This window comes from Mesorhizobium sp. Primo-A, from assembly GCF_003997175.1.
GTDB lineage: Bacteria > Pseudomonadota > Alphaproteobacteria > Rhizobiales > Rhizobiaceae > Mesorhizobium > Mesorhizobium ciceri.
Genome location: NZ_RZTG01000028.1, coordinates 1 through 26,198 on the forward strand (window position 1 = coordinate 1; position 26,198 = coordinate 26,198).

The window sequence follows — 26,198 nt, forward strand, 5'->3', positions numbered from 1 at the left end:
ACCCGCCATTATCCGACGACAGCAGGAATCGGCCGCAAGGAAGCCCGCTAGTGCTGTTAACCTTCTGTTAACCTAAAACTTCTTGCCGGGCTTTCCGAATCGGAGCTTAATGGCGCTTGTTGAATAATTTCATCGCAAAAAGCGCCAATTCAGGTTTTCGACGAGAATGAATATCGCCATGCGGCTACCGAGCTTCGAGTTCGATGAGAAAATCCTCGAGCAGGGTGCTGAGATATCACGGCGCCTTAACCAGCTTCGGATGGAGAAATTTCCCCCCGATGCGGCGAAGACGCTGCGTTCGTTTTCGATGGCAGAAGTCGCTCACTATCTTGGTGTCTCGCAGAACAATCTGAAGCGCCTTCATCTGGAGGGCAAGGGCCCCCTGCCCGAGCAGATCCCATCGGGACGCCGGTCCTACACTGCCCAGCAGATGCTTGAGCTGCGCCATTTCCTGGACCAGCATGGCAGGACCGAAGTCAAGAAGTATGTCCCGCACCGCAAGTCCGGCGACAAGCTCCAGGTCGTTGCTGTCGTCAACTTCAAGGGGGGCAGTGGCAAGACAACGACTGCCGCCCACCTCGCCCAGCATCTGGCCTTGACCGGCCACCGTGTTCTTGCAATCGATCTCGATCCTCAAGCCTCACTGTCGGCCCTGCATGGGTTCCAGCCGGAACTTGATAACAACCTCTCGCTCTATGAGGCGATTCGTTACGATGACGAACGCCGCTCGATTGCGGACGTAATCCTTCCGACGAATTTTCCAGGTCTCGATATCATCCCCGCCAATCTCGAATTGCAGGAATACGAATACGACACGCCCCTCGCCATGCAGGATAAGACGTCCAATGCCGGGCGCCAGTTCTTCACGCGCATGGCGAAGGCGTTAACGGAGGTCGACGATCGCTATGACGTTGTCGTGGTTGATTGCCCGCCCCAGCTTGGCTACCTGACGTTGACGGCCATGTCGGCGGCGACGTCGGTTCTCATTACAGTTCATCCGCAGATGCTCGACCTGATGTCTATGAGCCAGTTCCTGCTCATGCTCGGCGGCATATTGAAAACCATCAAGGCCGCCGGTGCGGCAATCGAGCTCGATTGGTTTCGATATCTGATCACACGCTACGAGCCGACGGATATCCCGCAGGCGCAGATGGTAGGCTTCATGCAGTCCATGCTTGCCGGCCAGATCCTGGAGAACCCGATGTTGAAGTCGACGGCGATTTCGGACGCGGGTCTCACCAAGCAGACGCTCTACGAGGTGGAGAAGTCGGCCTTTACCCGTTCCACCTACGACCGTGCACTGGAATCCCTCGATGCGGTCAATGCTGAAATCGCGACGCTGATCCATCGTGCGTGGGGACGGTCATGACGGCGAAGTTTACGGCAGTAAAAACTGGAAATTTTGTCTTTGAAATCAAATCGCTAACCGCGATTGGAGGCGGTTAAATGGCACGCAGGGACATTTTCGGCAGTGTGTTGGGCCCTGCGACGGCAGTGGCTGATGCGAAGGACGTATCCGGGTATGCCGTTCGCGGGGCGTCGCGCTCCATCATGCAATCCTTCGAGGAGCTCTCCAAGAGCTCGGTCGTGGATCTCGATCCGGCATTTGTGGACACCTCCTTCGTTTCGGATCGCCTGGACGAAGACGATGAGGCATATCAGGAGTTGCTTGCGGCCATTCGGGAAAGAGGACAAGATTCTCCGATCCTGGTCAGGCCTCATCCTGAGCTCTCCGGTCGCTTTCAGACCGTCTTCGGGCATCGGCGCGTCAAGGTTGCCCGCCAGCTGGGACGGCCAGTACGCGCGGTCGTCAAGAAGATGGGCGATGAGGATCATGTTATTGCCCAGGGCCAAGAGAACGCCGCAAGGGCCAATTTGTCCTTCATCGAAAGGACCCTGTTTGCCGATCGCATTCTCAAGCGCGGCCACACGCCCGACACGGTGAAGTCGGCTTTGGCGCTCGATGACACGACCTTCTCGAAGATGCGTTCTGTTACCAGCAACATTCCAGAGCCAGTCATTGTGGCCATTGGCGCCGCCAAGACTGTTGGTCGGGACAGATGGTGGCAGCTCGCCAAGCTTATGGAGCATCCGGATAGCGCGGGCAGGGCGGCCGACTATGTGGCAAGTCCAGAGTTCGCCACGTCAGGCAGTGACGCACGATTTGCGCGTCTGTTCGACTTCATGAGCGCGCCGGCAAAACGCGCGCCAGCAGCATCGAAGACACAGGAAAAGGCTTGGGCACCGCACGACAGATCCGTGCGAGCCAAGATCACCGACACAGGAAAAGTGTTTACGCTTGCCCTGAAGGCCAAGGAAGCCTCGCCGTTCGGAGCGTTCATAACCGATCGGCTGGACGAGCTTTTCGAGGCTTTTCGGCAATCGGAAACAGCCAAGAAAACAGGAGACTGAAACCGCAAAAGAAAAAGGCCCCCGAACGTCGCCGTCGCGGAAGCCCTTCTCGTCTGTAGCAAGCTGAGAATCGCACTTCCCCGAATCACTGTCAAGAGTCGTGGCGCCATTTCGGCGAGCAGATTTCTTTTGCCTGATTGAAAGGTGAGGGAAATGGAGAGTGGGTTTGCGACGACGCCCTTCGGGCGGCGGCCGATGACGCTTGCGTTGGTGAAAGCCAACACGGCGTCAAGGCAGATACCTCAGGGGTCTGTCGTCGAGAAATGGCAGGTTTATCGGTGGCTGTGCGAGGGCAAGTCGATTGTCGGCGTCGGCGATCGCGCCCTGGCGGTGCTCAGCGGGCTTTTGACGTTTTATCCAGACGACCAGATCAGCGAGGAAAACGGGTTGATGGTCTTTCCGTCCAACGCTCAGCTATCGCTGCGGGCGCACGGCATGGCCGATTCCACGCTGCGCAGGAACCTGGCGGAACTGGTAAGTTGCGGCCTCATCATCCGCAGGGACAGCGCCAACGGCAAAAGATTTGCCCGCAAAGGGCCGGGCGGGGCTGTGGTGGAGGCCTTCGGCTTCTCCCTGGCCCCGTTGATCACCAGGGCAGCGGAGTTTCAGCAGGCGGCCGACCAGGTTCGAGCCGACGGTCGGGCGCTCAGACTGATGCGGGAGCGCATCACGCTGCACCGCCGCGACATCCATAAGCTGATCGAGGCGGCTGTCGAGGAGGATGTGCCCGGGGACTGGGGAACGCTGTGGAAGCGGTTCCGGGCCATTGTGGACGCAATTCCACGCCGGGCAGGCCTGTCGGAGCTGGAAGGGGTCGTCGCCGAGCTGGTAGAGCTGCACGAAGCGGTCAACAAGATGCTGGAAAGCTTCACAAATGCCAAGAATCCTAGCGGCAATGAGTCCCATAATGAGCGGCAGCAATCTGATTCAAACACAGACTCCGCTTTTGTATTTGAACCGGCTTTCGAAAAAAGCAGGGCGGAGGCCGAGCCAACATCCCACCCCCCCGAGAAGCCGAAAGGCTACCCGATTGGACTGGTGCTGCGGGCCTGTCCCGATATTGCCGACTATGCCGTCAACGGGATCGGAAGCTGGCGCGACTTGATGATGACCGCCGCCCAGGTGCGAGGATACCTTGGCGTGTCGCCTTCAGCCTATGAGGAGGCTTGCCATGTGATGGGCCAGGAAGTTGCCGCGATCGTGATCGCCTGCATTCTGCAAAGAGCGCAGCATATCAACTCGGCTGGCGGTTATCTGCGCGTGCTGACCGAAAAGGCAAAAGCGGGTGAGTTTTCTGTTGGACCTATGCTCATGGCGGCGCTGAAAGCCAATGGCGCGTCAGCACGGATGACCGGATGAGCGGCAAGATATCGCGGGGCAGCGGCGTAAGGATGTGACCGGTGCTGTTGAGGTGGCCTGGCACATTCCCACCTGTCGGCGGGGTTTGCGGCGCGGCCACTGAACGGGTTCGTTCTTGAAAACAGTCTACAACTGCCATATCTTCTGCACACGAAATATGACTCCCGATATGGTAGGATGAACACCATGGGCCAGGCACTCAAGATAGCCGAGCAGAATGGACCTCTCATCTTGTCCTACATGGACCGGAATGGGAAGATTGCGATTGGGCAGGTCGCGGACGGTTTTGGCATGTCCAAAGGCCAGTTGGCCCAGACTGCAGGTCTTGCACGCGAGACGCTTTATCGGTCAGAGCGTAGCGCCACGGTAAAGACCCAGGGGCGTCTGCGAGAAATGCTCGAGATCATCAGCCGAGTGACGGAATGGGCGGGTGGCAAGGAGCAGGCGATGGCCTGGTATCGGGCTCAGCCGCTTCCGGCATTTGGGGGACGCACCGCTGAGGCGCTGGTGAAGGACGGCAAGGCAGCAGCGGTCCGTGATTATCTCGATCACATGGCCGTTGGCGGGTTTGCGTGAGGTTCGTCGGAACCTGCTACCGCGCACATGATCCACGTTGGGCATTCAAGCCGACTTCCGGCGAAGGAGCGGCGATCCGAGGGGCTCGATTCAATCCCAAAGGCGTGCCGGCGCTCTATCTGGCGCTGACCATCATGACAGCGATCAAGGAAGCCAACCAGGGCTTCGCACAGCGGATCGATCCCTGCGTGCTTTGCTCCTATGAGATCGATTGTGACGACATCGCGGATCTGACAATGGAAGAGCGGAGAGGAGAGTTTTCTGTGACGCTCGAAGAGATGGCCTGTGCCTGGGCGACGGCTCTCAGCAACGGAGAACGTCCAGCGTCCTGGTCCATCTATGAGCGGTTGCAACCCCGAAATGTTGCCGGCATCGTGGTTCCGAGCTTCGCGCCGGGGGCCGAGATGGAGGATCGCAATCTGGTCCTTTGGAACTGGGGCCCCGATCTCCCGCACAAGGTGGCTGTATTCGACCCCAGTGGTCGGCTGCCGAGGGATCAGCTGTCTTGGCGATAGACCGATCCGCCAGGGGAGGGGGCCTACAGTCCACTGGCCCTGGTGAGATTGACGCGAAACCGGTCCCTGCGCCGCTGGTAGCGGCGGGTCATTTCGGCCGACGTATGGCCAAGCTGCTTTTGAACGTAACGCTCGTCGACCTCAGCCGATGAGGCAAGACCGGCGCGCAAGGAATGACCGGAAAATTTCTCTGCACGATCGCCTTCGGACAGGTCGCCACGAACCCCGGCTGCGAGGGCGGTGCGTTTGACCAGCCGCGCCACTTCCTGGTCGTTGAGCCGCTCGGCTGCAACTGCTTTGCCGTTTCCGGTGACGCGTCGAAACAACGGCCCATGGCCGACCCTCGCCAGTTTCAGCCAGGTTTGCACCGCCACAACCGGGCATGTGGCATCGGACGAGCCACGGCCGATCTCGACCTCGCGCCAGCCGGTCTTTCCGCGCAATGCGACGAGAACGCCTTTGTCCAAAACCTCGATCCAGCCGCGGCCGTCCTGGGTTTGGTCCCTGGCAACGTCCAGGCCAACGATTTCAGAACGCCGCAGGCCGCCGGCGAAACCCAACAGGAGCATGGCGCGGTCGCGCAGGCCGCGCAACGTTCCACGGTCAAGGGTCTCGAGCATGGCAATCAGGTCTTCAGTCAGAATGGCTTCCTTTTGCCGGGGAGGGGAGGCGTGGGTGTTGCGAATGCCGGCCAGCACAGTGGCGATATGCCGGTCCTTCCTGTCCAATGGCTGGCCACGCTGAGAAAAATTCCAGGTCATCGAGGAGAGACGTCGCTCGATGGTCGAGACGGCGTTCGGCTTCTTGTCGCCCGTCACCTTACCGGACGCGCAGGCCGTGATGTAAAGGCCAACGACCTGCGGGTCGGGCGGCAACACATCGAGATGCTGGCGGCGCGCCCAGGCGCAAAAATGCTTCCAATCGGCGGCGTAGGCGCGCCGGGTGTTCGCCGAGCTTGCTGCCTCGACGTAATCGCGCGCGCGCTCGGCGAGCCCTTCCAGGTGCGCCGGCAGGGGAGGGGCGTTTTGCGGCTCGCAGGGTGCCTGCGCCATTTCCATGACGATATCGACAATATCAGGCAAGTCGTCGGCTGGAGGCGAGGGAGGGGAGGTGCTGGCGATCGCGGTCGTGCTGTGGGACGGCACTGAGCTGTCCTCAGGACGATTTTCGCGGCTCAGGTCGACGATAGGGGCCATTCTGCTAGCATGGCTTGTAACGAACGATAATGCAACATTATCATTCATTATATCTGCACGACAGGCTGTGCGTTTTTGCGCGAAAGCCATGGCCATAAGCGCACCGGCACTTTACCCTCCAAATCATGATTCGCCTTGATCCCGCGACCGCCAGCTCGGGTGCGCCGCCCTCCGTTCCGGCTTGGGCGATCACAAACGCCGGCGCGCCGAGCGACGGCGCCGCCGCCTTCCGGGCCGGCGCCGCCCTGGGTGTCCTCGACACGCTCGCCCGCGCACAGCCTGCCTGGGCCGGCGTTTGGCGGCAGCGGCTGGCGCTGAGCTGCGCCGCCGCCAGCATGCGGCTCGCCGGCCGCGCCGAGGACGCGGCCGCCTTGCGCGACGCCTGGTATCTGCGCCCAGCCGGGGCCGACCCCGGACCCGCGGGCACCATCTTTGGCGCCTGGCGGCAGTTGGCCGGACAGCCGCCCGTCGCTACCCCTGACCGGCTCGAAAAGATACTCGACCAGCTTGGCCTCCATTGGGATGTCGAGGCGATTTGTGAACACATCGACGACATGGCGCGCTCGGGGCGGCCGGCGCCGTTCGCGGCCGCGGCGATCGCCGCGCACGTCGTCGCCATCCGTCCCGATGCGGAGCTTTTGGCCTGGTGGCTCGCCGACCTGGTGCTGGCGCAAGGCCTGCGCTGGCCGCGACCGCTGCCGCTGCTGATGGCGCAAGCCTTTGGCCCGTCCTTCCGCGCCGAGGCCGGCGGCAGGCGCATCCGACCCGGGGACGAGAATTTTGATCGGGCGGTTTGCCTGGCGCTGGTTGCGGCGGCGGCGGACGCCTGCCGGCTGGCCGCCGAGCTGTCGCGTCGGGCCGAAAAACTCCTGGCGGCGGTGCCAAAACTGCGCGCGAAAGGCGCCAGCGACGTGATTTTTTTGCTCCTGAATGAAGATGCCGTCCCTGGCACGCTGACGACGAAAAACCTGTCTCGCTTTGCATCGCGGCGGCTGTTCGAGCGGCTGCAACAATTGGATGCCGTGCGCGAGCTCTCCGGCCGTACCACCTTTCGGCTTTTTGGGTTGTAGGGATGACCGAAGCCTCTGCCCGCCGCAAGCCGACCGAACAGCCTGTGTTGCTCGACACGGAATTGGATCACTTGCCGCCAGAACTGCGCTGGCGCGAATGGATGGGCCGCGTCGAAGCGGTGATCTTTGCGGCCAGCGAACCGGTGACACGTAGTGTCCTCGCGCGGGTGGTGGGAAGGAATTGCAATATCGAGCTGGTCATCGACGACATCCGCGCCGAGCTCGCCGGCCGGCCCTATGAACTGGTCGCAGTCGCCGGCGGCTGGCAGCACCGGACCAAGAAAATTTTTGGCGACGCCATCCGCGCCGCCTTCGGCACGGCAGCGGGCGAGGGGGCAAAAGAACTGTCGCAGGCGGAGGCACTGGTTTTGATGTGCATTGCCTATTTCCAGCCGATCACGCGCGGCGAGTTGTCTTCCTTCTTTGGCAAGGAGGTGTCGCGCGACCTGATCGGTGTGCTGCGGGGGCAGGACCTCATCGCCTCGGGGCCGCGCAGTCCGCAGCCGGGCGCGCCCTATACCTATGTGACGACCAAAAATTTTCTGTCGCAATTCGGGCTCGACACGCTGCGCCAGCTGCCGGATCTCGAGGCGCTCGAGGACGCAGGGCTGCTGTCGAAGGAAAAGCTGCTGGCCGGCGATATTCTGACTGGGCTGAAGGGAGACGGGGAAGATGCAAGTGTGGACAATGAAGGTGTTGAGTTCGGTATCTGAGAGAAGGTAGACGCGCGATCGCGCCATCGCCGGACACGCATTGACGCGACTGGTCCGAAGCCGTTCCCTCGGGCACAAGTGATAGCCCGCTTGGGCTGACCAACCGCCGGAAAATTGGCGTGTCGTTCGCGATCCGTCCAGGCCTAGCAGTCGGAATACGAAGAGCCCGGCATGACCGTGACCGCATGCCGGGCTCTTGGGAGCTGCATAGTATCCCTCAACGATCAACCTGAACCGGTCCGACGAGGTTGACGTTGGCTGATGCCCCAAGGCTCTCAGTCAGCCGGATGCGCACGCGAGTAAGCAGCCTACTGATTGTCTTGACGCTGGTATCGAGGAGTGAGGCGATGTCAGCCTGTCTGAGCCGCGTGCTCGACGGATCGATCTTCATGCGACGGGCGCGGGCCACTATGGCGTTCCCATCTTGATGACCAATCTTGGCAAGCGTGCACCGAGCGCGAATGCCATCGATGCCAAAGCCAAGCTCCGGATGGAGGCCGTACCCGATACAAGCGCCAACGGAGGCGCCATGAACAAATTAGTGTCGACGAGAAGGCCCATCGACGTTTCCCAGAACCGAGCACCTGGTTCAAACGTTGTCGAGCAAGCCATTGTCGATTGCGACGCGTGGTCAAACATGAGCGATAGCATGCCAACTTCGAACGGAAACGATCGCCCCGGCGCGGCGGCGGCATTTCCGTATGACCGCATGACGGTCGAGCGTTTTCGAAAGACATTTCCGCGCGCCCGTTGGAACGATGATCTGAAGGCGTGGTTCGTCCCGGGCAAAACCGCGGCGCGGCGTTTCGATCGATGGCTCGAACTGGAGCGTTCTCAGACGGAAACGCATGCCGACATCAAAGGCCGCGACGCCTTTGTCTTTGATCCCATTTCCTCGAAATATCTTCGGCGCCTTGATAGTCATTTGGAAGTGGTGACGCCCTATTCCCGCACTGTCGTTGATGAGATGCGGCAGGTGCCGTTTGCCTCCTGGGATGCCGATCGCCGTGTGTGGACGGTCCCCTACCGGTCATATGAGGCCCTGCGCCTGCACTGGAGTCGCATCGAGGAGGCTGCCAAGCGAAACGAGCCGGACGAGCGCAAAAAGCGCCGAGAAGCCAATCGCTGGTCGGAAAAAGAACGGGCCGCACGTGCGCGCGCCACCGAACGCCGCCGCCGCCGCTATCCGCTCGATCCGGAGAATCTGCCGCCCCTTGGTCGGCCGGTGATGACGTCTACCTATGGGGTAGTCGTTTTCGTCGGTTGCGATGGCGAGCCGGTCGATCCAGAGGTCATTCGCACCTCCTACGCCGATATCCCAACCTCGGCCGACAGCGTTTGGGGGCAATGGCGCCCGGCTACGCTCGCCGAACTCGTGAAAACTTGGCCCTCGCGTCCCGGATCCAAGATTGATCACGGGATCTGGAGGCAGCCCACGATCGAGGAGTTGCGCGTGGCAAGAAAGACTGCCGCCAGCAGGGAGCGACAACGCTCTGGCACTGGCGACTAAGCGCGGCCGTTGGGTCTGCTTTGTCTGGCAAGGCCATGCCAGAGGGTCCTCGACGCTTAGCATCCGCCCGGGCCGCACACAATCGTGCCACGTTGATATGGTGACGGAACCAAACGTGTTCCGAAAAATGCTACAGATTTCGGACATCGCGAACGGGACCCGCCGACGGGGTCGGAGTAACGTCCGAGTGAAGTGACCGCTCCGTGTCCCAACGGGCCCTTCAATGAACGTGGCCTAGCGCCTCGCCGTCTTCTCATGAGTGACTTTCACAGTCTTGCATGTCAGAAAAATATAGGCTATTTTCTGACATATGAAGACCGCTGTTTCATCTGTCCCATCTCGAATCGTAATGCGAGCCCGCAGCTCCGGGCGCGGTAGCGTTTTCACGCCTAACGATTTCCTTGACCTCGGGGGGAGGGACTCGATCGATCAGGCGCTCTCGCGCCTCGCCAAGGCCGGCAGGCTGCGACGCCTCGCACGCGGCCTCTACGATTTCCCTAAGGTGCATCCAAAGCTTGGCCCGCTTTCTCCGGCCCCCGATGACATTGCCCAGGCTCTGGCCAGAGAGACAGGCTCTCAGGTGCAGGTTGCGGGCTCGCGCGCGGCAAATGTCCTCGGTCTATCGACTCAGGTTCCGGCCCGCAGTTCATACCTGACTGATGGTCCATCCCGTCGGGTGGTGCTCGGAAAGCGCATCGTTGATCTCCGCCACGCTTCGCCCAAGCATCTCATCGCGCCGGGCAGTGCGGCGGGGACTGTTGTTCAGGCGCTGCGCCATCTGGGGCCGTCACGGGCGGCCGATATCGTTCATGTCGCGTCGCGCCAGCTGTCGCCGAGCGACAAGAAGAGGCTCGCCTCGACGGCCGTTCAGGCTCCGGCCTGGATGCGCTCGACGCTGCGCGCCATTGCGGACACCACATCGGACGCGGTCAATGGATAGCTTCGCTCGCCAGAACGCGTCCGAAAGGGCGGCTGTCTTCGGCGAGTCCGGCGCCTTGCGTGGCGTCGCCAGCATCATCATTGAGAAGGACTTCTGGGTTTGCTGGACCTTAAAGCGACTCTTTGAACTTCAGAAGGGCGATGCGCCCACTCTGGTATTCAAAGGCGGCACCTCTCTCTCCAAGGCCTATGGTGCAATTCGACGCTTTTCGGAAGACATTGACCTCTCCTTCGACCGCGCCGATCTGGGCTATGATGGCGATCGTAATCCAGAGCGGGAAGGGATCAGCAAGAAGCAGTCCGCCAAGCTCATCGACGCGCTCATGGCCGATGTCGAAAAGCACATCGCCAACAAGATGCTTCCTGCCCTTCGAGAGTCGATCGCCGTCCAACTTGTCGAGCCGGTCAAGGGCAACTGGTCGCTCGAGATCGACGCCAACGATCCCCAGACCCTGAACTTTCACTATCCGGCCGCCCTGACCGGTCAGGACTATCAAGGCGTCACCTACATCACCCCGCGCGTCAAACTAGAGTTCGGTGCGCGCGGCGATCCTTGGCCGACCGAGCAGAAGACCATCCGGCCCTATTCAGCTGACGATTTCCCCGCGTTCTTCGAGAATCCGGATTGCACCGTCACAGTGCTGGCGGCGCGCAGAACGTTCTGGGAGAAGGTCACTGCGCTTCACTCCGAAGCGCACCGTCCCGACGACTCTCCGACCACTCAGTATTTTTCACGCCGTTACTATGATGTGGCGATGCTTCTCGACACGGCCGAGGGGCAGGAGGCGGCGGTTGACTTCGACATGCTGGCGCAGGTCGCCAGGCACAAGGCCGTGTACTTTCGATCGAGCTGGGCGAGCTACGATACCGCCCACCCCGGCACGTTGCGCCTCATGCCCGCCCAGCACCGCCTGAAAGATTTGCGCGCCGACTACTCGGCCATGCAGGCGATGATGTTCGACGAGACATCTTATTCGTTCGACGAGATCCTCGCGCGCATCGAAACGCTGCAAGCGACGCTCAACACAGATGTGCCGGCCGCTGACACGCCGAAATAGCGCCTGCTGTCGGAGCATGGCGTTCCACTTGGCGGTGTCGCTATCTAGCCGCGCGCGCCATGCTCTTCTACGGTCACTATCTATCCGCGCGTCGAAAGCCAAAGTATGTCAGCTGCGCCAAGCGCTTCAACGATTTCCGTTCGTCAAACCCTCGACATCCTCGATGGTCCCTTTCGCAGCGTCGCGACGGGCATCGCCGAGGACCAGTATGCCTTTTGGCTTGGTTCGGGCATCTCATTCGGACGGGTAGATGGCCTGAAGCACATCATCGTGCGTGTGATGGAGTTTCTGCGCCAGCAGAGCGATCCGGCCAACCCCAACTGCCCCTATAACATAGCCCTCAAGCGTGCCCTCGGCCTCGCCCCGCTGTCGGCCGACGAATGGGCAAGGGTCGATTTCACCCTTGGCTTCGCCGCTTGGCCGGACCAGGCCGCCATTGTCGCGCGGCTGACCAACAATTATGCTCGGCTGCTCGACGTCACCGTTGCCGGCAAGGCCGATGACTATTTGCTGTGGGACGGCGTGGGCGTCCCCGCCACCTTCGCGAACCCCGCCATCGAACCCGATGTCGAGCATCTATGTATGGGCATTCTAGTTCTCGAGGGCAGTGCGTCCAGCATCGCCACGGCGAACTGGGACGGACTGGTCGAGAAGGCTGTTGCCGAACTGACGGGAGGCGTTCCCAAGCTCGTGGTCTGCGTTCGCGCCGAGGATCTTCGTCAGCCGGAGCTTACCGGTCAAATCATCAAATTTCATGGCTGCGCGGTGTTGGCCGTCGCCGACGAGGAAACCTACAGGCCGTTTCTTGTCGGTCGCTACTCGCAAATCAACCGTTGGGCCGCCGCACCCGAAAATCAAGCCGTGATCAACCGTCTGCTCGATATTGCCGTTTCGAAGCCGACCATCATGATGGGCCTGTCGGCCCAGGACTCCAATATCCAGGCCTTCTTCGCCAAGGCGGAATCGGTGATGCGCTGGCCCTGGCCCGGAAACAAGCCCAGCTTCGTCTTCTCGGGAGAACAGGTCGGCGCCGACCAGGAGGGGCTACTCAAGAACGTCTATCCGGAGACCTATACGGCGGCGACCCGCGACCAGATCAACGAGCAGTCGCTCGTCAGAGCATACGCCAACCCGCTTTTGCTCGCGCTCGTCCTCTCGGTCATCGCCGACAAGATGCAGGTCATGGTCGACACGGTCCAGGGTAACCTCGACCCCGCCGCGCGCGCGGCTCTGCAACAGGGAGTGGTGGCACTGCGGGACCATCTGGCGACCCTCGACAATGGCGATCGGCTGCAGTTCGTCCGCAAATTCGTCGACCACGCCTCGCGCACGATGACGATGTTCCGGGACGGGGCCGCAGGGGTTACCGCCCTCTGTCAGTCCCGCTGTCGATCGCCGGCCTTTCGTTCGACCTTCCAGCCGCCCTCGTCGGCGAAAGCCCGTCGCCCGATCTCATCCTTGTCGCTGACACGGCGTTCGACACCGAACAGAAGATCCTCCGCAAGGTGGAAGGGGTGGCGCGCGCGCTCGACGTCACCCGCTCCAAACGTCCCCTGACCACGATCCTTGTCGGGCCCAAACCCTCCGCCGCCACGCTTGATGCGATGACCAAGGTTTGCCGTGTGCTTCCCGTCGGTGTGACCGAACAGGGAGCGACAACTGCTCTGCTGGAGAACTGGCTGGCTGTCCTGCTGCCGCTCAAGCTGCCCGAACCGACCAGCGACACGGCGGAGTCGCTAGACTCGATCGTCAGCAGATCCGCCGATCTCGACCAAAATATCGTCGGCCTGATCGGGTTCCTCGACTGGGCGACTGGCCGCGTTTGGTGTGATTTGATCGCATTCGACACGCGCGGCGGCGTCAACAACCGTGATGTGATCGAAGTATTTGCGGCCATGGTGGATCATCCAGCCTTCGGCCTGCCTGAAGCTCTCTATATCGACAACGGCAATGAATACGGGTTCGCGACGTACCTCGACGACGCCATGACACTGATGGTGCCCGGGTTCCATGGGCCGGGTCGCTCGATGCGAGTTGTCAATGCCTTGCCCTACAACGACTCGGCAAAGCCCATTGAACGCTGGTTCGGCGACTTCGAGCCACGCTATCTGAGCACGCTACCGGGCTGGATTTCCGGCAACCGTATGAACAAGCGCCAGGAGGCGATCGGCCGGACGGTTGCGCCCTATGGCACCTTCGAAGATTTCGTTCCGGCGTTCTTCGGTCTCCTGAAGGCCTATCACAGCATGCCTACGGGAAAGCAGAGCGGCCTCAAGGGGCATTCGCCCAACACCACTTTTCAACAGCACGTGGTTGCGGGCTGGTCAGCAATCAGCATGAGCCAGGACGAGGTCCGCGCTGCAGTCGCGCGCCGGGTCGAGCGCACCATCATTCAAGGCGCGATCCAACTCCGTGGGCGTCGGTTGTCCTGCGAAGAGTTGTGGCAGTACACGCACGACAAGGTGCTGGTCTGCGACCCGGTCTATCATGCGCCGGCAGAGCTGCTTGTGCTGGACATGAAGGGTAAAAGGCTCGGGATCGCAACCCCCGATGTCCCACTTCATCCACTTGATCATCGTGGCGCCCAAAGCACGGCAGCACGAGCAAAGGCGCACCGCGATGCGATTGTGCAGATGGGCCGCTCGGTCCCGAAAATCGACGTTGCAGCTCGGCTGATGGCGCTTGGTCAGGATCAATCTGAAGTCATCCCCAACGAGCCGGCGGGCAAAGTATCATTCGACCCGTCTCAGCGGCCGGCGCGGATTCTGATGCCGAAGAAGCCGTTGATCCCTGAAGAGCGCCGACGCGAACAGGACGAGCGCATGGCCGCTCAGATGGACTTGGTGAAGAGGATCGTCGGATGACGATATTCGTTGAAACCCGGGCTGCGCTCACCGTGCGGGCTGCCTTCGATACGGCGGTCAAGATGCGATATCCGGTGCTTGCGGTCGGCAAAGCCGGACTCGGAAAGACCGTAGCGCTCAACTGGATAGCCGCCCAAAGCGGAGCTGCCTATTGTGAGGTTGCGCAGCATACCAAGGCTATTAGGCCGATGTTCCTGATGCTGCATGACGCGTACGGCGTCCAAAGGGACAGCAAGCACACATATGATCTTGCCAAGGATTGCATGAACTTTTTGGGCGCCCGATGCGGCCCGACGCGTCCGTTGCTCGTGGACGAATATCAGAACTTCACGCCCCCTGTTTTGCGGGAGCTGCTGCATCTTCAGGAGCGCTGCGGCTTCGCTTTACTGCTCGCCGGCAACACCCATCGGTTGGCGGGCACGAGGCGTGATATCCACGCTATGGATCAGATCGAAAGCCGCATCGGCATGCGTTTCGAGATCGGGCAGCCGACGCGGGAGGACTGCATAAGGATCGGCGCCGAAAACAACGTTGAGGGAGCCGACGCCTACGAAGCGATTGTTATCTACGGTGAGAACACCTCGCTTCGCGCGCTTTGCCACCTCCTTCAGAACTGCGCTGCCGTTACCAATGGCGTTGGCAGCATTCGTCTTTCTCGGATCGAGACCACGCTTCGTGTCGTGTCGTGCGGCAGCCATGCGCTCAAGCTTTTGCACGAGCGCGGCGACGACCTCCGAAGATCGGCTTAATTCCGGACAGCGACAGATAATTCCGGACTGCACACCGGTGTGATGTCCGGAATTATTTGTCGTCGTGAGGGGCAAGAGTCCAGAATTATCTGTCGTCGGCCGGACTTCTAAGTGGATGATATCCCGCCGCTTTCGCCCAAAGAGGTTACTAATGCCCTTTGGACAACAGGTTACCAATGTGCCCCAACGACATCAATTCCCGACTGACCTTAAGCGGATGTTTTGATTGAGCTATTGCAGCCACGATTGGGAACCTAAGGCCAACCAACACGCGCATTGGTAACCTCCAGCGACAGGTTTGGTAACCCTCATTGAGCGAGTGGCGCCCGCACTCGCCGGGGGTGACATTGATATTGTCTCCGCGAGGTGGTCTGGGACGATCGTCAAATAGCCTACACGTTCGCGATGTAGCATTTGCCCACAAGATTCTCAGGAATTGCCCCGCGTCGACGCCAGGTTGCTAGCTATGAGTGAGTGGCTGACCACAGTTGAGTTTTCTGCGCTGGTCGGCATTGGGCGGCAAGTCGCTCACCGCGCTCTTCGTCGGCGTCGCTGGCGAAAAAATTCGCTCGAAGTGCGGAAGGTCAATGGTCGGCGCGGCGGGAATGGCTATACGCCCGAACTTGCCGCCACCACCTTCAAGCAGCCCGAGGGCTTTGGCAGCTATGGTTTCCCCGAGAGCCATGCCGCCAGCTTCGCGCTCATCGCCTATGCCTCGAGTTGGATGAAATGCCACCACCCCGACGTCTTCTGCGCCGCGCTGCTCAATTCGCAACCGATGGGCTTTTACCTTCCCGCCCAGATCGTGCGCGATGCGCAGGCGCATGGGGTCGACGTCCGCCCTGTCTGCGTCAATGCGAGCCGCTGGGACTGCACGCTGGAGGCGATCGACGAGGAGGGACGCTTCGCCGTTCGCCTTGGTCTGCGGCTGGTCAAGGGACTGGCCAATGCCGACGCGGCCGCGATCATAACGGCCAGGACCGACGATCCCTTCGCCTCGATCGACGATCTTTGGCAGCGCGCCGGCGTGCCGGCGGCCTCACTCGTGCAACTGGCCGAGGCCGATGCGTTCCGGCCAGACCTAGGCTTGGCGCGGCGCGAAGCCTTGTGGGCGCTTAAGGGAGTACGTAAGCGCCGTGAAAAGACGGCTCAGCTGGAGCGCGACGAAGGGCGGCAACGGCGCTATTTCGACAGCCAACCCCCATTTTCCCGTACACGTCATGTGACCTCGATCGCTTCTTGCGGAAGGAGAGAATCTAGCGTTCTGGCTGACCCCGTTTATGAGAAACCAGAGCCATAAGCCGACGGTTGCGCCATGCCGAACGGGCCTCGAGCTCTGGCTTTGCCAGTATTTCCCGGCGCTCGGCCGTGGCGAGTTTAATCAGATCAGGGGACCAGGGTTTCGGATCGCGGCGATCCTGTGCGATCGAGTGGTACAGCGTTCCCAAACGTTGTGCGTAATCGTCTATGCCACCGGGTGCATTCAGATCGATCGTCTCGAACGGTCCCATGAACGACCAGCGCAGGCCGAGACCATGAGCAACTGTTCGATCAATGTCGGCCACACTTGCCAAGCCCGCATCCAACAGCGCCCAGGCTTCGTTCAGCAGCGCACCTTGGAGGCGGTTGAGAATAAAGCCTTCGATCTCACGGTTGACGACGATCGGCACCTGTCCGACTTGCTCCATCGTCTCGCGCAGCCATGGAACGATTTCCGGATCCGTCCATGGGGCAGCTACCAGTTCGACAAGCGGCACCAGATGCGGTGGATTGACCGGGTGGGCGATTAGAAAGCGCGATCGCCTTGGGGCCTGTTCAGTGAACATCGAAGCCGGTATGCCGGAACTCGAACTGCCTACCACCGCATCGTCACGTATGGCAGCGCCGATCTCGGCGGACACTGCCTTTTTTACGTCGACGCGTTCGAAGACGGATTCCTGCACGTAATCGGCCCCCGACACTGCATCGACCAAGCTGTCGACCACTTCGATGCGTTGCGCGATTGCATCGACATCGCTGACCAGGCCGAACTCTTGCATGTCCGAAAGACTGCCACGGATACGAGAGGACGCGCCTTGCCGGATGTCTTCACTTGCGTCGAATAGCCGAACCGGGATGCCAGCACGCGCAAAGACGACCGCCCAGCCGCTTCCGACCAGTCCGCCGCCGATAACTGCGACTTGCTTCAAGTTTGTTGACATCATCGTACCTTGGATGTCTCGCCGTCAGCCAGGCAGATCTCCGAAATGCGCAGTCCGTCCTTGGTGATCCGCGACGGAAAGCGGTCCTTGAGCCTTTCCTCATGTACTGGAATGACACGTTGCGCTTCATAGCCGACCTGTTTCATCATCGCTTCGGTGGCCATCAACAGGTTCTGTTGGCTGCCAAGAGCAAGACCGACCGGCACATACATCGGCGTATCGACATCGACGACGGCCCCTGGGCCTTCGACATTCTCGAAGACATAGACCAGGTCGCCGGCGAGCACCCAGGCATCGGAAGACCGCGCCTTGCCGTCGTTGCGGACATTGACCCACATGGACGCAAAGGTGTGGCTGTCGTAGGCGACATGAAGGTCGATCCCCGGAAGAGCGTTCTCTACGATGCCATCGACGCAAATGAGCCGTTTCTGGCGCGCAAGATCGACGCCACGGATGATGTCACCGGGATCGACAGCCACCATCATCCAGCGGAGCCTGTCAGGCAGCGACATCGCCCAGGTCCACTTCGCGATCTCGCGTTCCTGAATGTAGAATTTCGCCTTCGGAAAATCCTCGACATTGCCGAAATGGTCGAAATGGGCGTGGGTGATGAAGACCGTATCGACCTCCTCGGGTGTCAGGCCGACCCCGGCGAGAACCTCCTTTGGGGAGCGCCAGTTCTCGACACCGAACTTGTCTCCAAGGTGCTTTCCATAGTCTTTGTCGTTGTAACCGACATCCACCATGGCAACGTGTCCGTTGCCTTTGATCAGGGCGTAGCAGTACGGAAGTTTGACGTAGCCCTGGTTGTGCGCACCATAAAGAACACCACTTTTGTGGTATTTGGTGACGTAGGAATATTCGAGAATCCAGATCGAATACTGTGACATTATTTCCTCCCTAGACTGATGATAAGCGGCCTTCGGCCCCGCAGTTGCAGCAGGAATGCCTGAAGTCGACCATGGTCATTCCGAAGCGATCCTCGGATGCCGATTGCAGATGCCTGTAAGCCGCCGACAAATTGCCGAGCGGCTCGGCGAGGTCTGGGGTGTTCTTGGCAGCTTGCTGCTCGCGCAAAACAGTGAGGCAGGTGCCCACGAGCCTGTGTGCGCTGATCAACTGCTGCAGATGCACATTAAGGCGAGACGTTGTCCGCAACTTTGAAAGGCGTTCGCGGAGTTCGTCGAACAATTCCGCGGCACTGGCGATAGACGGAAGATCGAGCACTTCGCGGCGGCCGCTTGCCTGCAGCAGGATCATCAGGCCAGCGACCTGCCCGATTAAACGCTTAAGACCGTTGTAGACCTGGCGGGCCTCGAGACCATAGGCGACCACCTCATCCGCCACACCTTCAGGCAGAGACAAGGCCGCGACTTCGCGAGCGGGGCCAAAGCCAGCACAGTCCGGGCCATGAATTTGCGCCGCCCAGTCCAGCATCGACAGAGAAGACTTATTGCCTGCCATCGATGGCCCTCGTGGTGCTGCGTTCGACGAGTTTTCCCGGAATGCGCTGCAGGGCGGGCTGACTGGCATCGTTGCGCGACAGGGACAGCGTCAGGTCCACGGTGCGCTCCACCATCAGTTCCATTGGCTGACCAACAGTTGTGAGATCGTGCGACGGCCAGGAGGCCATCGCGATGTCATCGAAACCAACGACGGACAGACGGTCCGGTATCGAAAGGCCGAAATCGCGTCTTGCCGCGTCCATGGCGCCGATCGCCAGGATGTCGTTCGCACAGAAAAGCGCAGTCGGTGGTTCGTCGGACGAGAGAAACCCATGCGCGGCGGCATAGCCGGCCGCGTAGCTGAATTCCTGCCCTACGCTGCTGAGAGGAGCCTGCACGCCTCTTTCCAGGCAGCGGGCATGAAAACCCTTCCAGCGATCGACGTTGGTCGAGGCATTCGGCAAGCCGGCGACATAGGCCAGGCGCCTGTGTCCGAGATCGATCAGGTGGTCGGCGACCGTCCTGCCGCCGAGTTCATTGTCGCAGGTCACCGCATAGGAGCGCTGGCTGGCATCGTAGCGGTTGAAGAACACGACGGGTGTACCGACCTTGCGGCAGGCATCGGACGATGCCGAAGAAAGCGTCGTGGCCAGGATGATCACCACGTCGGGGTGATAAGAGAGCAGGACGCGAAGCGTCTCATCCTCGCTGCGCTTTGGATCGGTCACCACCAGCATCACATTCAGGTCCAGAGCTTGCAGCTTTCCCGTCAGCCGCGTCAGCACTTCGGGATAGAATGGATTGGTGATGTCGGACACGACGATGCCGACGATGCGGCTGCTCTTGGTGATGAGGCCGCGTGCGAGCGGATTGGGCTGGTAACCGAGTTCCGCCGCGCGCGCGAGGATTCTCGCGCGCGTCTTTGGCGCGATCACGGCGTCCTCGTAAAAGGCTCGCGAAACCGTGGATACCGACATGCCCAATTGTCTTGCCAAATCTTTCACCGTTATGCGGGGCGTGTGAGGCTGCTTCAGGGCGACTTCGGTCATGGCTGCTAGGCTCCAGTTTTAGCGGCGAACCATGTTTCGACGTGCTTTGTTCAAGGTCGTCAAGCGGCGTTTCGGCCGCCGTAGCGCCGCACGCGGATATTGGCCTGCTCAGCGTGTCCGGCAAAACCTTCCAGCATGCACAACCTCGAGCAATATTCGCCGACCAGTCCACTGGCCTCGTCGGTGAGGATCCGCTGGTATGTGCAGGTCTTGAGAAATTTGCCGACCCACAGTCCGCCAGTATAGCGGGCTGCTTTCTTGGTCGGCAGCGTGTGGTTCGTGCCGATGACCTTGTCGCCAAATGCCACATTGGTGCGAGGCCCAAGGAACAAGGCGCCGTAGTTGGTCATGTTGTTCAAGAAGTAATCGGGGTCGCTCGTCATGACCTGCACATGCTCGGAAGCGATGCGGTCCGCCTCGCGCACCATCTCCTCATCGGACTCACACACGATCACTTCGCCGTAGTCTGCCCAGGCCTTGCCGGCGAGTTCCGCTGTCGGCAACCGCAGAAGCTGCCGTTCGACTTCGGCCATGGTTGCCCGGGCGAGCTTCTCGGAGGTGGTAAGCAAGACGGCGGGCGAGGTGGGCCCATGCTCGGCCTGGCCGAGGAGATCGGTTGCGCAGATCTCGCCGTCGACGCTTTCGTCGGCGATGATCAGTGTTTCGGTCGGGCCGGCGAAGAGGTCGATACCGACGCGGCCGAAGAGCTGGCGCTTGGCTTCGGCGACAAATGCATTGCCGGGACCGACCAGCATGTCGACCGGGGCGATAGTACCGGTGCCGAGCGCCATGGCGGCTACTGCCTGCACACCGCCAAGCACGTAGATTTCGTCGGCACCGCCCAGATGCATGGCGGCGACGAGCGCCGGATGCGGGCCGCCGTGGAAAGGCGGTGCGCAGGCAATCACGCGCTTCGCGCCGGCTACGCGCGCCGTGACCACGCTCATATGAGCCGAAGCAACCATCGGATATTTGCCGCCGGGCACATAACAGCCAACGGCATTGACTGGAATGTTGCGGTGGCCGAGTACGACGCCGGGCAGGGTCTCGACTTCGATATCCCTGATGGAATCGCGCTGATGCTGGGCAAAATTGCGCACTTGCGCCTGGGCGAAGCGGATGTCTTCGAGATCGCGTGGAGCAACCGCGGACAGGGCTTTTTCAATGTCCTGCTCGGAAAGGCGAAAGCTTTCTGGCGACCAGTTGTCGAATTTTTCAGAGAGCTCGCGCACGGCCGCGTCACCTCTCGCCTCGACGTCGGCGAGAATATTTTCAACGGTCAATCGCGTTCTGGCGTCGACCGCCGCCACTGTGCTCGCGTCCTGGCCGCGCTTGAGATAACTGGGCATGTTCGTCCTCGTTCTTGAAAAAGGTGGAGCGGGCGGCGTGACGCCGCCCGCCTTGGCCATTACGGATTGACGGTTGGCTGAACCTTGGTGAGCTTGTACTGGTCTGCCGGCGGCTCGCATTTCTGGCAGTTGATGCCGGGCTCGTCGGCGGCTTTCGGAACATCGGCCGGCAAAGGCTGGATGGTCGCGCCTGGGGTTGGCTTGCCTTCAAGCGCCGACTGGATGGAAAGCTCCGGCAGAAGCGTCGGGCTGAACACCTCCGTCACGAAGGAACTGGGCACGACGCCTTCCGGGAAGGCGTTGCAACCATCTTCGAACGTCTGGCCTTTGCACAGCTTGACCTGGTCGGCGGGCACCCATGGCAGAGGATATTCGATGTTGCCCGGCTTGAGATCGCGCTTTCCAGTCAGGGCTTCCATCATCAGCTTGAAAGCATAGCCAGCACTGGCCGGCGGCGAGCCGGCGGAAACGCCTTTCAGGCCACGCTTCTGGAAATCTGGATTGGCCAGCGCAAGGCGGAAGCCATTCGAGTTTTCGCCCGTCATCGGCACCAGTTTGCTTCCCTTGTCCATGAGGGCCTGGATCGCACCGTATTCACCGGCCTGAGCCCAGATGCCGTCGACGTCGGGATGCGCTGCGAGCGCCTTGGCTGTTTCCTGCTGGGTCGTACGGTCGTCCCAGAAGGAATAGTATTCGTCCACGACCTGTATGCCGGGGTACTTCTTGAAGACCGACATGGCTCCATCGGTGTGGCGCTTGTCGACCGAGTTGCCGGGAACGCCGCGGCTGAGGAAGATCTTGCCTTTGCCGCCGAGCGCATTGACCAGGGCCTGAGCGCTGTTCTCGCCAAAGCCAGCGGTAATGTAACTGACGTTGTAGGCGCAGGGCTCGGTGACCGTCGCGTCGTACATGAAGAACTTCACGCCCTTCTCGCAGCCTTTGTGGATGACGCGATTGAGGGCGGTGGAAGAAATCGGAAAGCTGATAATGCCGTCGGCTTTGGCGGCAATCATGCTCTCATACGCAGCGATCTGAGCCTGGGGATCCGTGCCCGAGATCACCTGGGTCAGTTCCACGGTCTTGTCGTAGGGTGGGGTGGCGGCAAGCGCCTTGACGATGTTGGCTGCCTCCGACTGCCAAGAGTTGCCGCTGTAGCTCATGCTCAGGTAGATTTTGAACTTCTTGTCCTGCGCTGACGCCGACGGGGCGGTGAGCGAAAGGCTGACCGCGGCAGTACAAAGAGCGGCTGCGCATAGACTTAGTTTTCTCTTCCAGTTTGGCATCGAAGGTCTCCCAGATCGTTGACCGCTTGTTGATGGGAACGTTCTCACTGAACGTCCCGGATCGCCGGGCGCGGGCGGTCTTTACCGCGCCAGTCGGCGTCTTAGGAACGCGAAGGTGTTTTCCCTCAGCAGGAGCAGGGCAATGAGGATGATCGAGCCCTCGATGACCGTGCGCCAGCCCTGTGGAATGCCAAGCGCCGAGATCACCGTACTCAACGCGGTGAGCAGGATGGCACCGCCTATCGTGGCGACGAAAGAGCCGCTGCCACCAAGAATGGACGAGCCGCCGATGACGACGGCCGCAATCGAGGGAAGCAGATAGTCGTCGCCCATGCGCAGCGTTGCGCCGTTTGCGTAGCCCGCCAGCATCATGCCGGCAAACCCGGATGCGGCTGCGCTCAGCATATAGGCGATCAGAACCGAACTGCGCACTGCAATGCCCGCGACATGAGCCGCGACCGGATTCGCGCCGATGGCTGTCAGGCGGCGACCGTAGGATGTTCGACCCTGCAGCACTGAGCCGAGGATGGCGAAAACCAGGATGAATAGGAGGATGACCGGGATGCCGATCCAACTCGCTTTCATCAGAGCGGTCAGGATTGGGGGAGCCGCGCCGCGCGGTGTGCCGCTCGTAAGCCCAAGTGCTGCGGAAGCGGTGATGATCCCCGTCGCCATGGTCATGATGAAGGGCGGGATACGCAGCAAGGTCACCCCAAGGCCGCTGATCCCGCCAATGCACGCGCAGATCAGCAAGATCGCCGGTATCAGCGGCAAGCTCATGCCGCTGGAGGCATCGATCCAACTGGTCGTCAGCACGCCGCCAAGCGTTATGAGCGCCGGGACTGAAAGGTCGAGACCTCCGATCATGATGACGATCCCCTGGCCGAAGGCCACGACGATCAGGAACGACGCCAGAAGGATTATGGTGTTGACGTGATCCCATGAACCGAGTGCCGGGCTGACGAAGCGTGAACCCAGCACCAGCAGGATACTGATACCGAACACGCAGACCGCCGTGATTGTCTCTGGCCGCAAGCGTGCGGTACGCCTATTGTCGGCGACACGTTCCGTGTGCCGTTGGGCCCGCGGGGCAGGGGCTACAGCCGCCCCGGGAGGGTGCGCTTCGGTCACGTTGCACCTCTTCGTTCAACAAAATGCGTCACGACATTTCCAAACACCACCGCCAGCACGAGCACCACGCCCTGGAAAATGCCGGTGTAGAAGGACGACACGCCGCCGGCGAACAGCACCTTCTGCAGCAACATGAGCGTGGCGGCGCCGATGATGCTGGCGATGACACTGCCGCGCCCACCGCTCAGCGACGTGCCGCCGAGCGCCACGGCAGCGAAGGTCAGCATCAGGAAAGAGGCGCCTGCGTTGGGATTTCCTGTCGCAGTTTGAGCGCTGAGCATGAAACCCGCGAGGCCGTAGAGCATGCCACCGATAACAAAGCTTAGAATTCGGACGCGTTTGACATTGATGCCTGACAGATGCGCAGCTGTTTCATCAGCCCCCACGACATAAAGGCCTGTGCCGAACGCCGTGCGTCGGCAAATCATCCAGAGAGCGACAACGCCCGCGACGAAGAGCCCCGAGATCGGGATCACGCCGAAAAGCACGTCGGTCAGATCATAGGAGATGAAATCCGCGACCGTACCTCCCGGCGCGTCGAGGATCACCAATGAAAGGCCCTGGCAGATGATCATCGTCGCCAGCGTGGCGGCGATCGACTGGAGACGCAGCACGGCGACCAGGAAACCGTTTACCAGGCCGACCACGCCTCCGATCGCCAGGCAGATGGCAAGGCTTTCGACTGCCCCCAACGGGCCGTCCAGCGGATAAGCCGCCATGATGACATTGGTTAGCGAGATGACGCCGGCGACGGAAAGGTCGAAGCCTCTGGACAGCACGATCAACGTCTGACCCGCCGCCGCGATCGCAAGGGGAACGGCATTGTTCGTCAGGTTGAGCACTGTGTCGGCGGTCAGCGCGGTAGGATCCCATATGGAATACAGGCCATACAGGATGATGTAGAGAACGATGATGATGCCGGTGCCGCTGGCCAGTAAGGCTTTTGCCCTTGCCGGCATTGACGGGGCGAGGCGGTGAGAGGTGGCTGCCGCCTTGGTTGCAAGAATGCTCATGCCGCGGCCTCGCGCTTTGATTTTGCGGGGTCTCGGGAATGACCGGTAAGGGCTGCGACCAGCGCACGCTCTTCGATGGCTTCGCCCGTGAACTGCTCGAAAATTCGTGCGCCGTAGAGCACCAGACAGCGGTCGGCCAGACGCGTCAGTTCTGTAAGTTCCGATGAATAGAGAAGCACCGATCCACCCCTGTCGGCAAAGGCCTGAATGGCCGCGTAGATAGCCTGCTTGGTGCCGACATCGACGCCTCGGGTCGGATCGTAGAGAAGCAATGTACGCGCGCCCGTAAACATCGCACGCGCAAGCAATGCCTTCTGCTGATTGCCTCCGGAGAGGTCGGCGATACGAAAATCGAGATAGCGAGGATTGAGTTCGACCCCTTCGGATGCCCGTGCGGCACTGTGCCGTTCCAGCGCGGGCCAGACAAAACCGGTCCGGCTGATGTTCTGGATGACGGGCAGCACGATGTTTGCTGCCGTCGACAGTGTCGAGAATATCCCTTCCACCTTGCGTTCTTCGGGAAGGAAGCTCAGTCCGGCCGCGATGGCATGACGTGGGCTTTTAGGTTGTACGGGCTTTCCCCCGACCAGGATTTGTCCCGACGTCGCTTTATCCAGGCCGACAAGGGTGCGGAAAAGTTCGCGCTGGCCTTGGCCTTCCAAAGCGGCGATGCCGACGATCTCGCCCTCTTTCACGTCGAGTGTGACGCCCTTGAGCTTTGCGCCGGTGACATTGTTCAGTTCGAGCGCGGAACGCGTCTCGCGAGCGAACGAGTGGGTGCGGCGCCCGTGCGCCATCTCCGTGCGGCCGACCATCAGCTCGAAAATATCGGCATCGCTGGCGTCCGATAGTCCGACGCTTGCCACGGAACGGCCGTTTCGCAGCACCGTTGCCTGCTTGCACAAGGTGCGCACCTCGGCCAGGCGGTGTGAAATATAGAGGACGGCGGTCCCGGCCGCAGTCGTGCTGCGAACCAGATCGAACAGCCATTCGACATCGGTCAATGCTGCCGTAGGCTCGTCAAGGATAAGAACCTTTTCGGCATAGTGCATGGCTCGGGCGATCTCGAGCCGCTGCCTGTGGGCGAGCGACAGGCTGGCGATGCCGGCGATCGGCGAGACGTCATCCAAACGATAGCGATGCAGGATTTCAGCTGCGGCTCGCGCTGTCTGGTAGGGAGAGACCAGGCCGAACGCCCCGCGCTTCATGGCGGGCAGCAGCAGCGCTTCGGCAACGGTCAAGTTGGGCGCGAGGCTCAATTCCTGGAAAGCCGTGGCCACGCCTGCTTGTCGCGCATGCAGGATCGAATGCGGCGCATAGACCGCACCGTCGAGACGCATCTGACCGCTGTTTGGCGCAATCACACCGCTGAGGATCTTGACCAGCGTGGATTTGCCGGCGCCGTTTTCGCCGAGCACCGCATGGACTTCGCCCGCCGCCAGATCCAGCGACACATTTTCCAATGCTGTGGTCGCGCCGTAGGATTTGGTAACGGCAACGGCCTGCAATCGTGGCGGCGACACACTCAACAGATTTCCTCCAAAACGCCCTCTTTCATCCCAAAACACGCAGTGAGAACGTTCTCTTTTTACTATTTCATCGAAATGCGCTGTGATCAACAGATCATCGACCCTTTAATTGCGGAACCGCATATCTTCCGATTTCATCCCGGGCTGCTGCCTTCAACGGCGGTTCAATGAGACCGCAATGATGATGATGGCTCCCTTGATGACCTCCTGGATGCTGGTCGATAGACCGAGCACGAG

Annotated in this window: 23 protein-coding genes and 1 pseudogene; 14 read left to right on the top strand and 10 right to left on the bottom strand. The window is 60.8% G+C overall.

Going from position 1 to position 26,198, the window contains the following annotated elements:
• The first annotated feature begins 166 nt into the window (after positions 1-166).
• The 5 genes from repA to EOC83_RS31295 all read left to right on the top strand — a co-directional run bounded on the left by repA (position 167) and on the right by EOC83_RS31295 (position 4,862).
• Positions 167-1,369, top strand: coding sequence for a plasmid partitioning protein RepA (repA, locus tag EOC83_RS31275; protein ID WP_013525328.1), 1,203 nt, complete (start codon positions 167-169; stop codon positions 1,367-1,369).
• A 77-nt stretch (positions 1,370-1,446) separates the two neighbouring features.
• Complete coding sequence (gene repB / locus EOC83_RS31280) at positions 1,447-2,412, top strand: plasmid partitioning protein RepB (protein WP_013525329.1); 966 nt, start codon at positions 1,447-1,449, stop codon at positions 2,410-2,412.
• 153 nt (positions 2,413-2,565) lie between these two features.
• Positions 2,566-3,771 carry a plasmid replication protein RepC gene (gene repC / locus EOC83_RS31285; protein ID WP_013525330.1) on the top strand — a complete coding sequence of 402 codons (1,206 nt, stop codon included), beginning with the start codon at positions 2,566-2,568 and terminating at the stop codon, positions 3,769-3,771.
• Between the two features lie 186 nt (positions 3,772-3,957).
• Entirely contained in the window at positions 3,958-4,347 is a 390-nt protein-coding gene (locus EOC83_RS31290) for an MbcA/ParS/Xre antitoxin family protein (RefSeq protein WP_013525331.1), read from the top strand.
• Positions 4,344-4,862: an RES family NAD+ phosphorylase gene (locus tag EOC83_RS31295; RefSeq protein WP_063170582.1), complete on the top strand. Its 519-nt coding sequence runs from the start codon at positions 4,344-4,346 to the stop codon at positions 4,860-4,862. The genes EOC83_RS31290 and EOC83_RS31295 overlap by 4 nt, the downstream gene beginning before the upstream one ends.
• A 23-nt stretch (positions 4,863-4,885) precedes the next feature.
• On the opposite strand, the gene EOC83_RS31300 is transcribed toward EOC83_RS31295, so the two are convergent.
• Entirely contained in the window at positions 4,886-6,058 is a 1,173-nt protein-coding gene (locus EOC83_RS31300) for a site-specific integrase (RefSeq protein ID WP_063170581.1), read from the bottom strand.
• Between the two features lie 125 nt (positions 6,059-6,183).
• Here EOC83_RS31300 and EOC83_RS31305 point away from each other — a divergent pair, with 125 nt between their 5' ends.
• The 9 genes and pseudogenes from EOC83_RS31305 to dnaE2 all read left to right on the top strand — a co-directional run.
• Positions 6,184-7,128, top strand: coding sequence for a DUF1403 family protein (locus EOC83_RS31305; protein WP_127326022.1), 945 nt, complete (start codon positions 6,184-6,186; stop codon positions 7,126-7,128).
• 2 nt (positions 7,129-7,130) lie between these two features.
• Complete coding sequence (locus tag EOC83_RS31310) at positions 7,131-7,841, top strand: SMC-Scp complex subunit ScpB (RefSeq protein ID WP_063170579.1); 711 nt, start codon at positions 7,131-7,133, stop codon at positions 7,839-7,841.
• A gap of 637 nt (positions 7,842-8,478) precedes the next feature.
• Positions 8,479-9,351 carry a hypothetical protein gene (locus tag EOC83_RS31315; RefSeq protein WP_063170868.1) on the top strand — a complete coding sequence of 291 codons (873 nt, stop codon included), beginning with the start codon at positions 8,479-8,481 and terminating at the stop codon, positions 9,349-9,351.
• A 310-nt stretch (positions 9,352-9,661) separates the two neighbouring features.
• Positions 9,662-10,291: a DUF6088 family protein gene (locus EOC83_RS31320; RefSeq protein WP_063170578.1), complete on the top strand. Its 630-nt coding sequence runs from the start codon at positions 9,662-9,664 to the stop codon at positions 10,289-10,291.
• Positions 10,284-11,348 carry a nucleotidyl transferase AbiEii/AbiGii toxin family protein gene (locus EOC83_RS31325; RefSeq protein ID WP_063170577.1) on the top strand — a complete coding sequence of 355 codons (1,065 nt, stop codon included), beginning with the start codon at positions 10,284-10,286 and terminating at the stop codon, positions 11,346-11,348. The genes EOC83_RS31320 and EOC83_RS31325 overlap by 8 nt, the downstream gene beginning before the upstream one ends.
• Positions 11,349-11,453: 105 nt before the next feature.
• Positions 11,454-12,905 carry an SIR2 family protein gene (locus tag EOC83_RS31330; RefSeq protein ID WP_063170576.1) on the top strand — a complete coding sequence of 484 codons (1,452 nt, stop codon included), beginning with the start codon at positions 11,454-11,456 and terminating at the stop codon, positions 12,903-12,905.
• Positions 12,863-14,212 carry a hypothetical protein gene (locus EOC83_RS31335; RefSeq protein WP_063170575.1) on the top strand — a complete coding sequence of 450 codons (1,350 nt, stop codon included), beginning with the start codon at positions 12,863-12,865 and terminating at the stop codon, positions 14,210-14,212. The genes EOC83_RS31330 and EOC83_RS31335 overlap by 43 nt, the downstream gene beginning before the upstream one ends.
• A complete protein-coding gene (locus tag EOC83_RS31340; RefSeq protein WP_127224613.1) occupies positions 14,209-14,961 on the top strand; it encodes an AAA family ATPase in 753 nt (250 codons plus the stop codon). The genes EOC83_RS31335 and EOC83_RS31340 overlap by 4 nt, the downstream gene beginning before the upstream one ends.
• 634 nt (positions 14,962-15,595) lie before the next feature.
• Positions 15,596-16,090: pseudogene (gene dnaE2 / locus EOC83_RS31345) on the top strand (error-prone DNA polymerase); the annotation flags it as partial.
• A 127-nt stretch (positions 16,091-16,217) separates the two neighbouring features.
• Here the strand turns inward: dnaE2 and EOC83_RS31350 are convergent.
• The 9 genes from EOC83_RS31350 to EOC83_RS31390 all read right to left on the bottom strand — a co-directional run bounded on the left by EOC83_RS31350 (position 16,218) and on the right by EOC83_RS31390 (position 25,955).
• Positions 16,218-17,150, bottom strand: a complete 933-nt coding sequence (locus tag EOC83_RS31350) for a 3-hydroxyacyl-CoA dehydrogenase (protein WP_206516562.1) — start codon at positions 17,148-17,150, stop codon at positions 16,218-16,220.
• A gap of 11 nt (positions 17,151-17,161) precedes the next feature.
• Positions 17,162-18,052 (bottom strand): N-acyl homoserine lactonase family protein, encoded by an 891-nt coding sequence (locus tag EOC83_RS31355; protein WP_063170573.1) that lies wholly within the window; start codon positions 18,050-18,052, stop codon positions 17,162-17,164.
• A gap of 10 nt (positions 18,053-18,062) precedes the next feature.
• Positions 18,063-18,626 carry a hypothetical protein gene (locus EOC83_RS31360; protein WP_063170572.1) on the bottom strand — a complete coding sequence of 188 codons (564 nt, stop codon included), beginning with the start codon at positions 18,624-18,626 and terminating at the stop codon, positions 18,063-18,065.
• On the bottom strand, positions 18,613-19,656 hold the full coding sequence (locus EOC83_RS31365; protein WP_082826751.1) for a LacI family DNA-binding transcriptional regulator: 1,044 nt from the start codon (positions 19,654-19,656) through the stop codon (positions 18,613-18,615). The genes EOC83_RS31360 and EOC83_RS31365 overlap by 14 nt, the downstream gene beginning before the upstream one ends.
• A gap of 59 nt (positions 19,657-19,715) precedes the next feature.
• Positions 19,716-21,005 (bottom strand): histidinol dehydrogenase, encoded by a 1,290-nt coding sequence (gene hisD, locus EOC83_RS31370; protein WP_127326024.1) that lies wholly within the window; start codon positions 21,003-21,005, stop codon positions 19,716-19,718.
• Positions 21,006-21,064: 59 nt separating this feature from the next.
• On the bottom strand, positions 21,065-22,288 hold the full coding sequence (locus EOC83_RS31375) for a sugar ABC transporter substrate-binding protein (protein WP_024505174.1): 1,224 nt from the start codon (positions 22,286-22,288) through the stop codon (positions 21,065-21,067).
• A gap of 81 nt (positions 22,289-22,369) precedes the next feature.
• A complete protein-coding gene (locus EOC83_RS31380) occupies positions 22,370-23,293 on the bottom strand; it encodes an ABC transporter permease (protein ID WP_050580526.1) in 924 nt (307 codons plus the stop codon).
• 122 nt (positions 23,294-23,415) lie between these two features.
• Entirely contained in the window at positions 23,416-24,432 is a 1,017-nt protein-coding gene (locus EOC83_RS31385) for an ABC transporter permease (RefSeq protein ID WP_024505176.1), read from the bottom strand.
• Positions 24,429-25,955: a sugar ABC transporter ATP-binding protein gene (locus EOC83_RS31390; RefSeq protein WP_027035676.1), complete on the bottom strand. Its 1,527-nt coding sequence runs from the start codon at positions 25,953-25,955 to the stop codon at positions 24,429-24,431. Before EOC83_RS31390 ends, EOC83_RS31385 begins: the two co-directional genes overlap by 4 nt.
• Positions 25,956-26,198 lie beyond the last annotated feature (243 nt).

Coding starts and splice junctions, on each gene's coding strand:
- repA (WP_013525328.1), top strand. CDS start 167: ATGAATATCGCCATGCGGCTACCGAGCTTCGAGTTCGATGAGAAAATC.
- repB (WP_013525329.1), top strand. CDS start 1,447: ATGGCACGCAGGGACATTTTCGGCAGTGTGTTGGGCCCTGCGACGGCA.
- repC (WP_013525330.1), top strand. CDS start 2,566: ATGGAGAGTGGGTTTGCGACGACGCCCTTCGGGCGGCGGCCGATGACG.
- EOC83_RS31290 (WP_013525331.1), top strand. CDS start 3,958: ATGGGCCAGGCACTCAAGATAGCCGAGCAGAATGGACCTCTCATCTTG.
- EOC83_RS31300 (WP_063170581.1), bottom strand. CDS start 6,058: ATGGCCCCTATCGTCGACCTGAGCCGCGAAAATCGTCCTGAGGACAGC.
- EOC83_RS31305 (WP_127326022.1), top strand. CDS start 6,184: ATGATTCGCCTTGATCCCGCGACCGCCAGCTCGGGTGCGCCGCCCTCC.
- EOC83_RS31310 (WP_063170579.1), top strand. CDS start 7,131: ATGACCGAAGCCTCTGCCCGCCGCAAGCCGACCGAACAGCCTGTGTTG.
- EOC83_RS31315 (WP_063170868.1), top strand. CDS start 8,479: ATGAGCGATAGCATGCCAACTTCGAACGGAAACGATCGCCCCGGCGCG.
- EOC83_RS31320 (WP_063170578.1), top strand. CDS start 9,662: ATGAAGACCGCTGTTTCATCTGTCCCATCTCGAATCGTAATGCGAGCC.
- EOC83_RS31325 (WP_063170577.1), top strand. CDS start 10,284: ATGGATAGCTTCGCTCGCCAGAACGCGTCCGAAAGGGCGGCTGTCTTC.
- EOC83_RS31330 (WP_063170576.1), top strand. CDS start 11,454: ATGTCAGCTGCGCCAAGCGCTTCAACGATTTCCGTTCGTCAAACCCTC.
- EOC83_RS31340 (WP_127224613.1), top strand. CDS start 14,209: ATGACGATATTCGTTGAAACCCGGGCTGCGCTCACCGTGCGGGCTGCC.
- EOC83_RS31355 (WP_063170573.1), bottom strand. CDS start 18,052: ATGTCACAGTATTCGATCTGGATTCTCGAATATTCCTACGTCACCAAA.
- EOC83_RS31360 (WP_063170572.1), bottom strand. CDS start 18,626: ATGGCAGGCAATAAGTCTTCTCTGTCGATGCTGGACTGGGCGGCGCAA.
- EOC83_RS31365 (WP_082826751.1), bottom strand. CDS start 19,656: ATGACCGAAGTCGCCCTGAAGCAGCCTCACACGCCCCGCATAACGGTG.
- hisD (WP_127326024.1), bottom strand. CDS start 21,005: ATGCCCAGTTATCTCAAGCGCGGCCAGGACGCGAGCACAGTGGCGGCG.
- EOC83_RS31375 (WP_024505174.1), bottom strand. CDS start 22,288: ATGCCAAACTGGAAGAGAAAACTAAGTCTATGCGCAGCCGCTCTTTGT.
- EOC83_RS31385 (WP_024505176.1), bottom strand. CDS start 24,432: ATGAGCATTCTTGCAACCAAGGCGGCAGCCACCTCTCACCGCCTCGCC.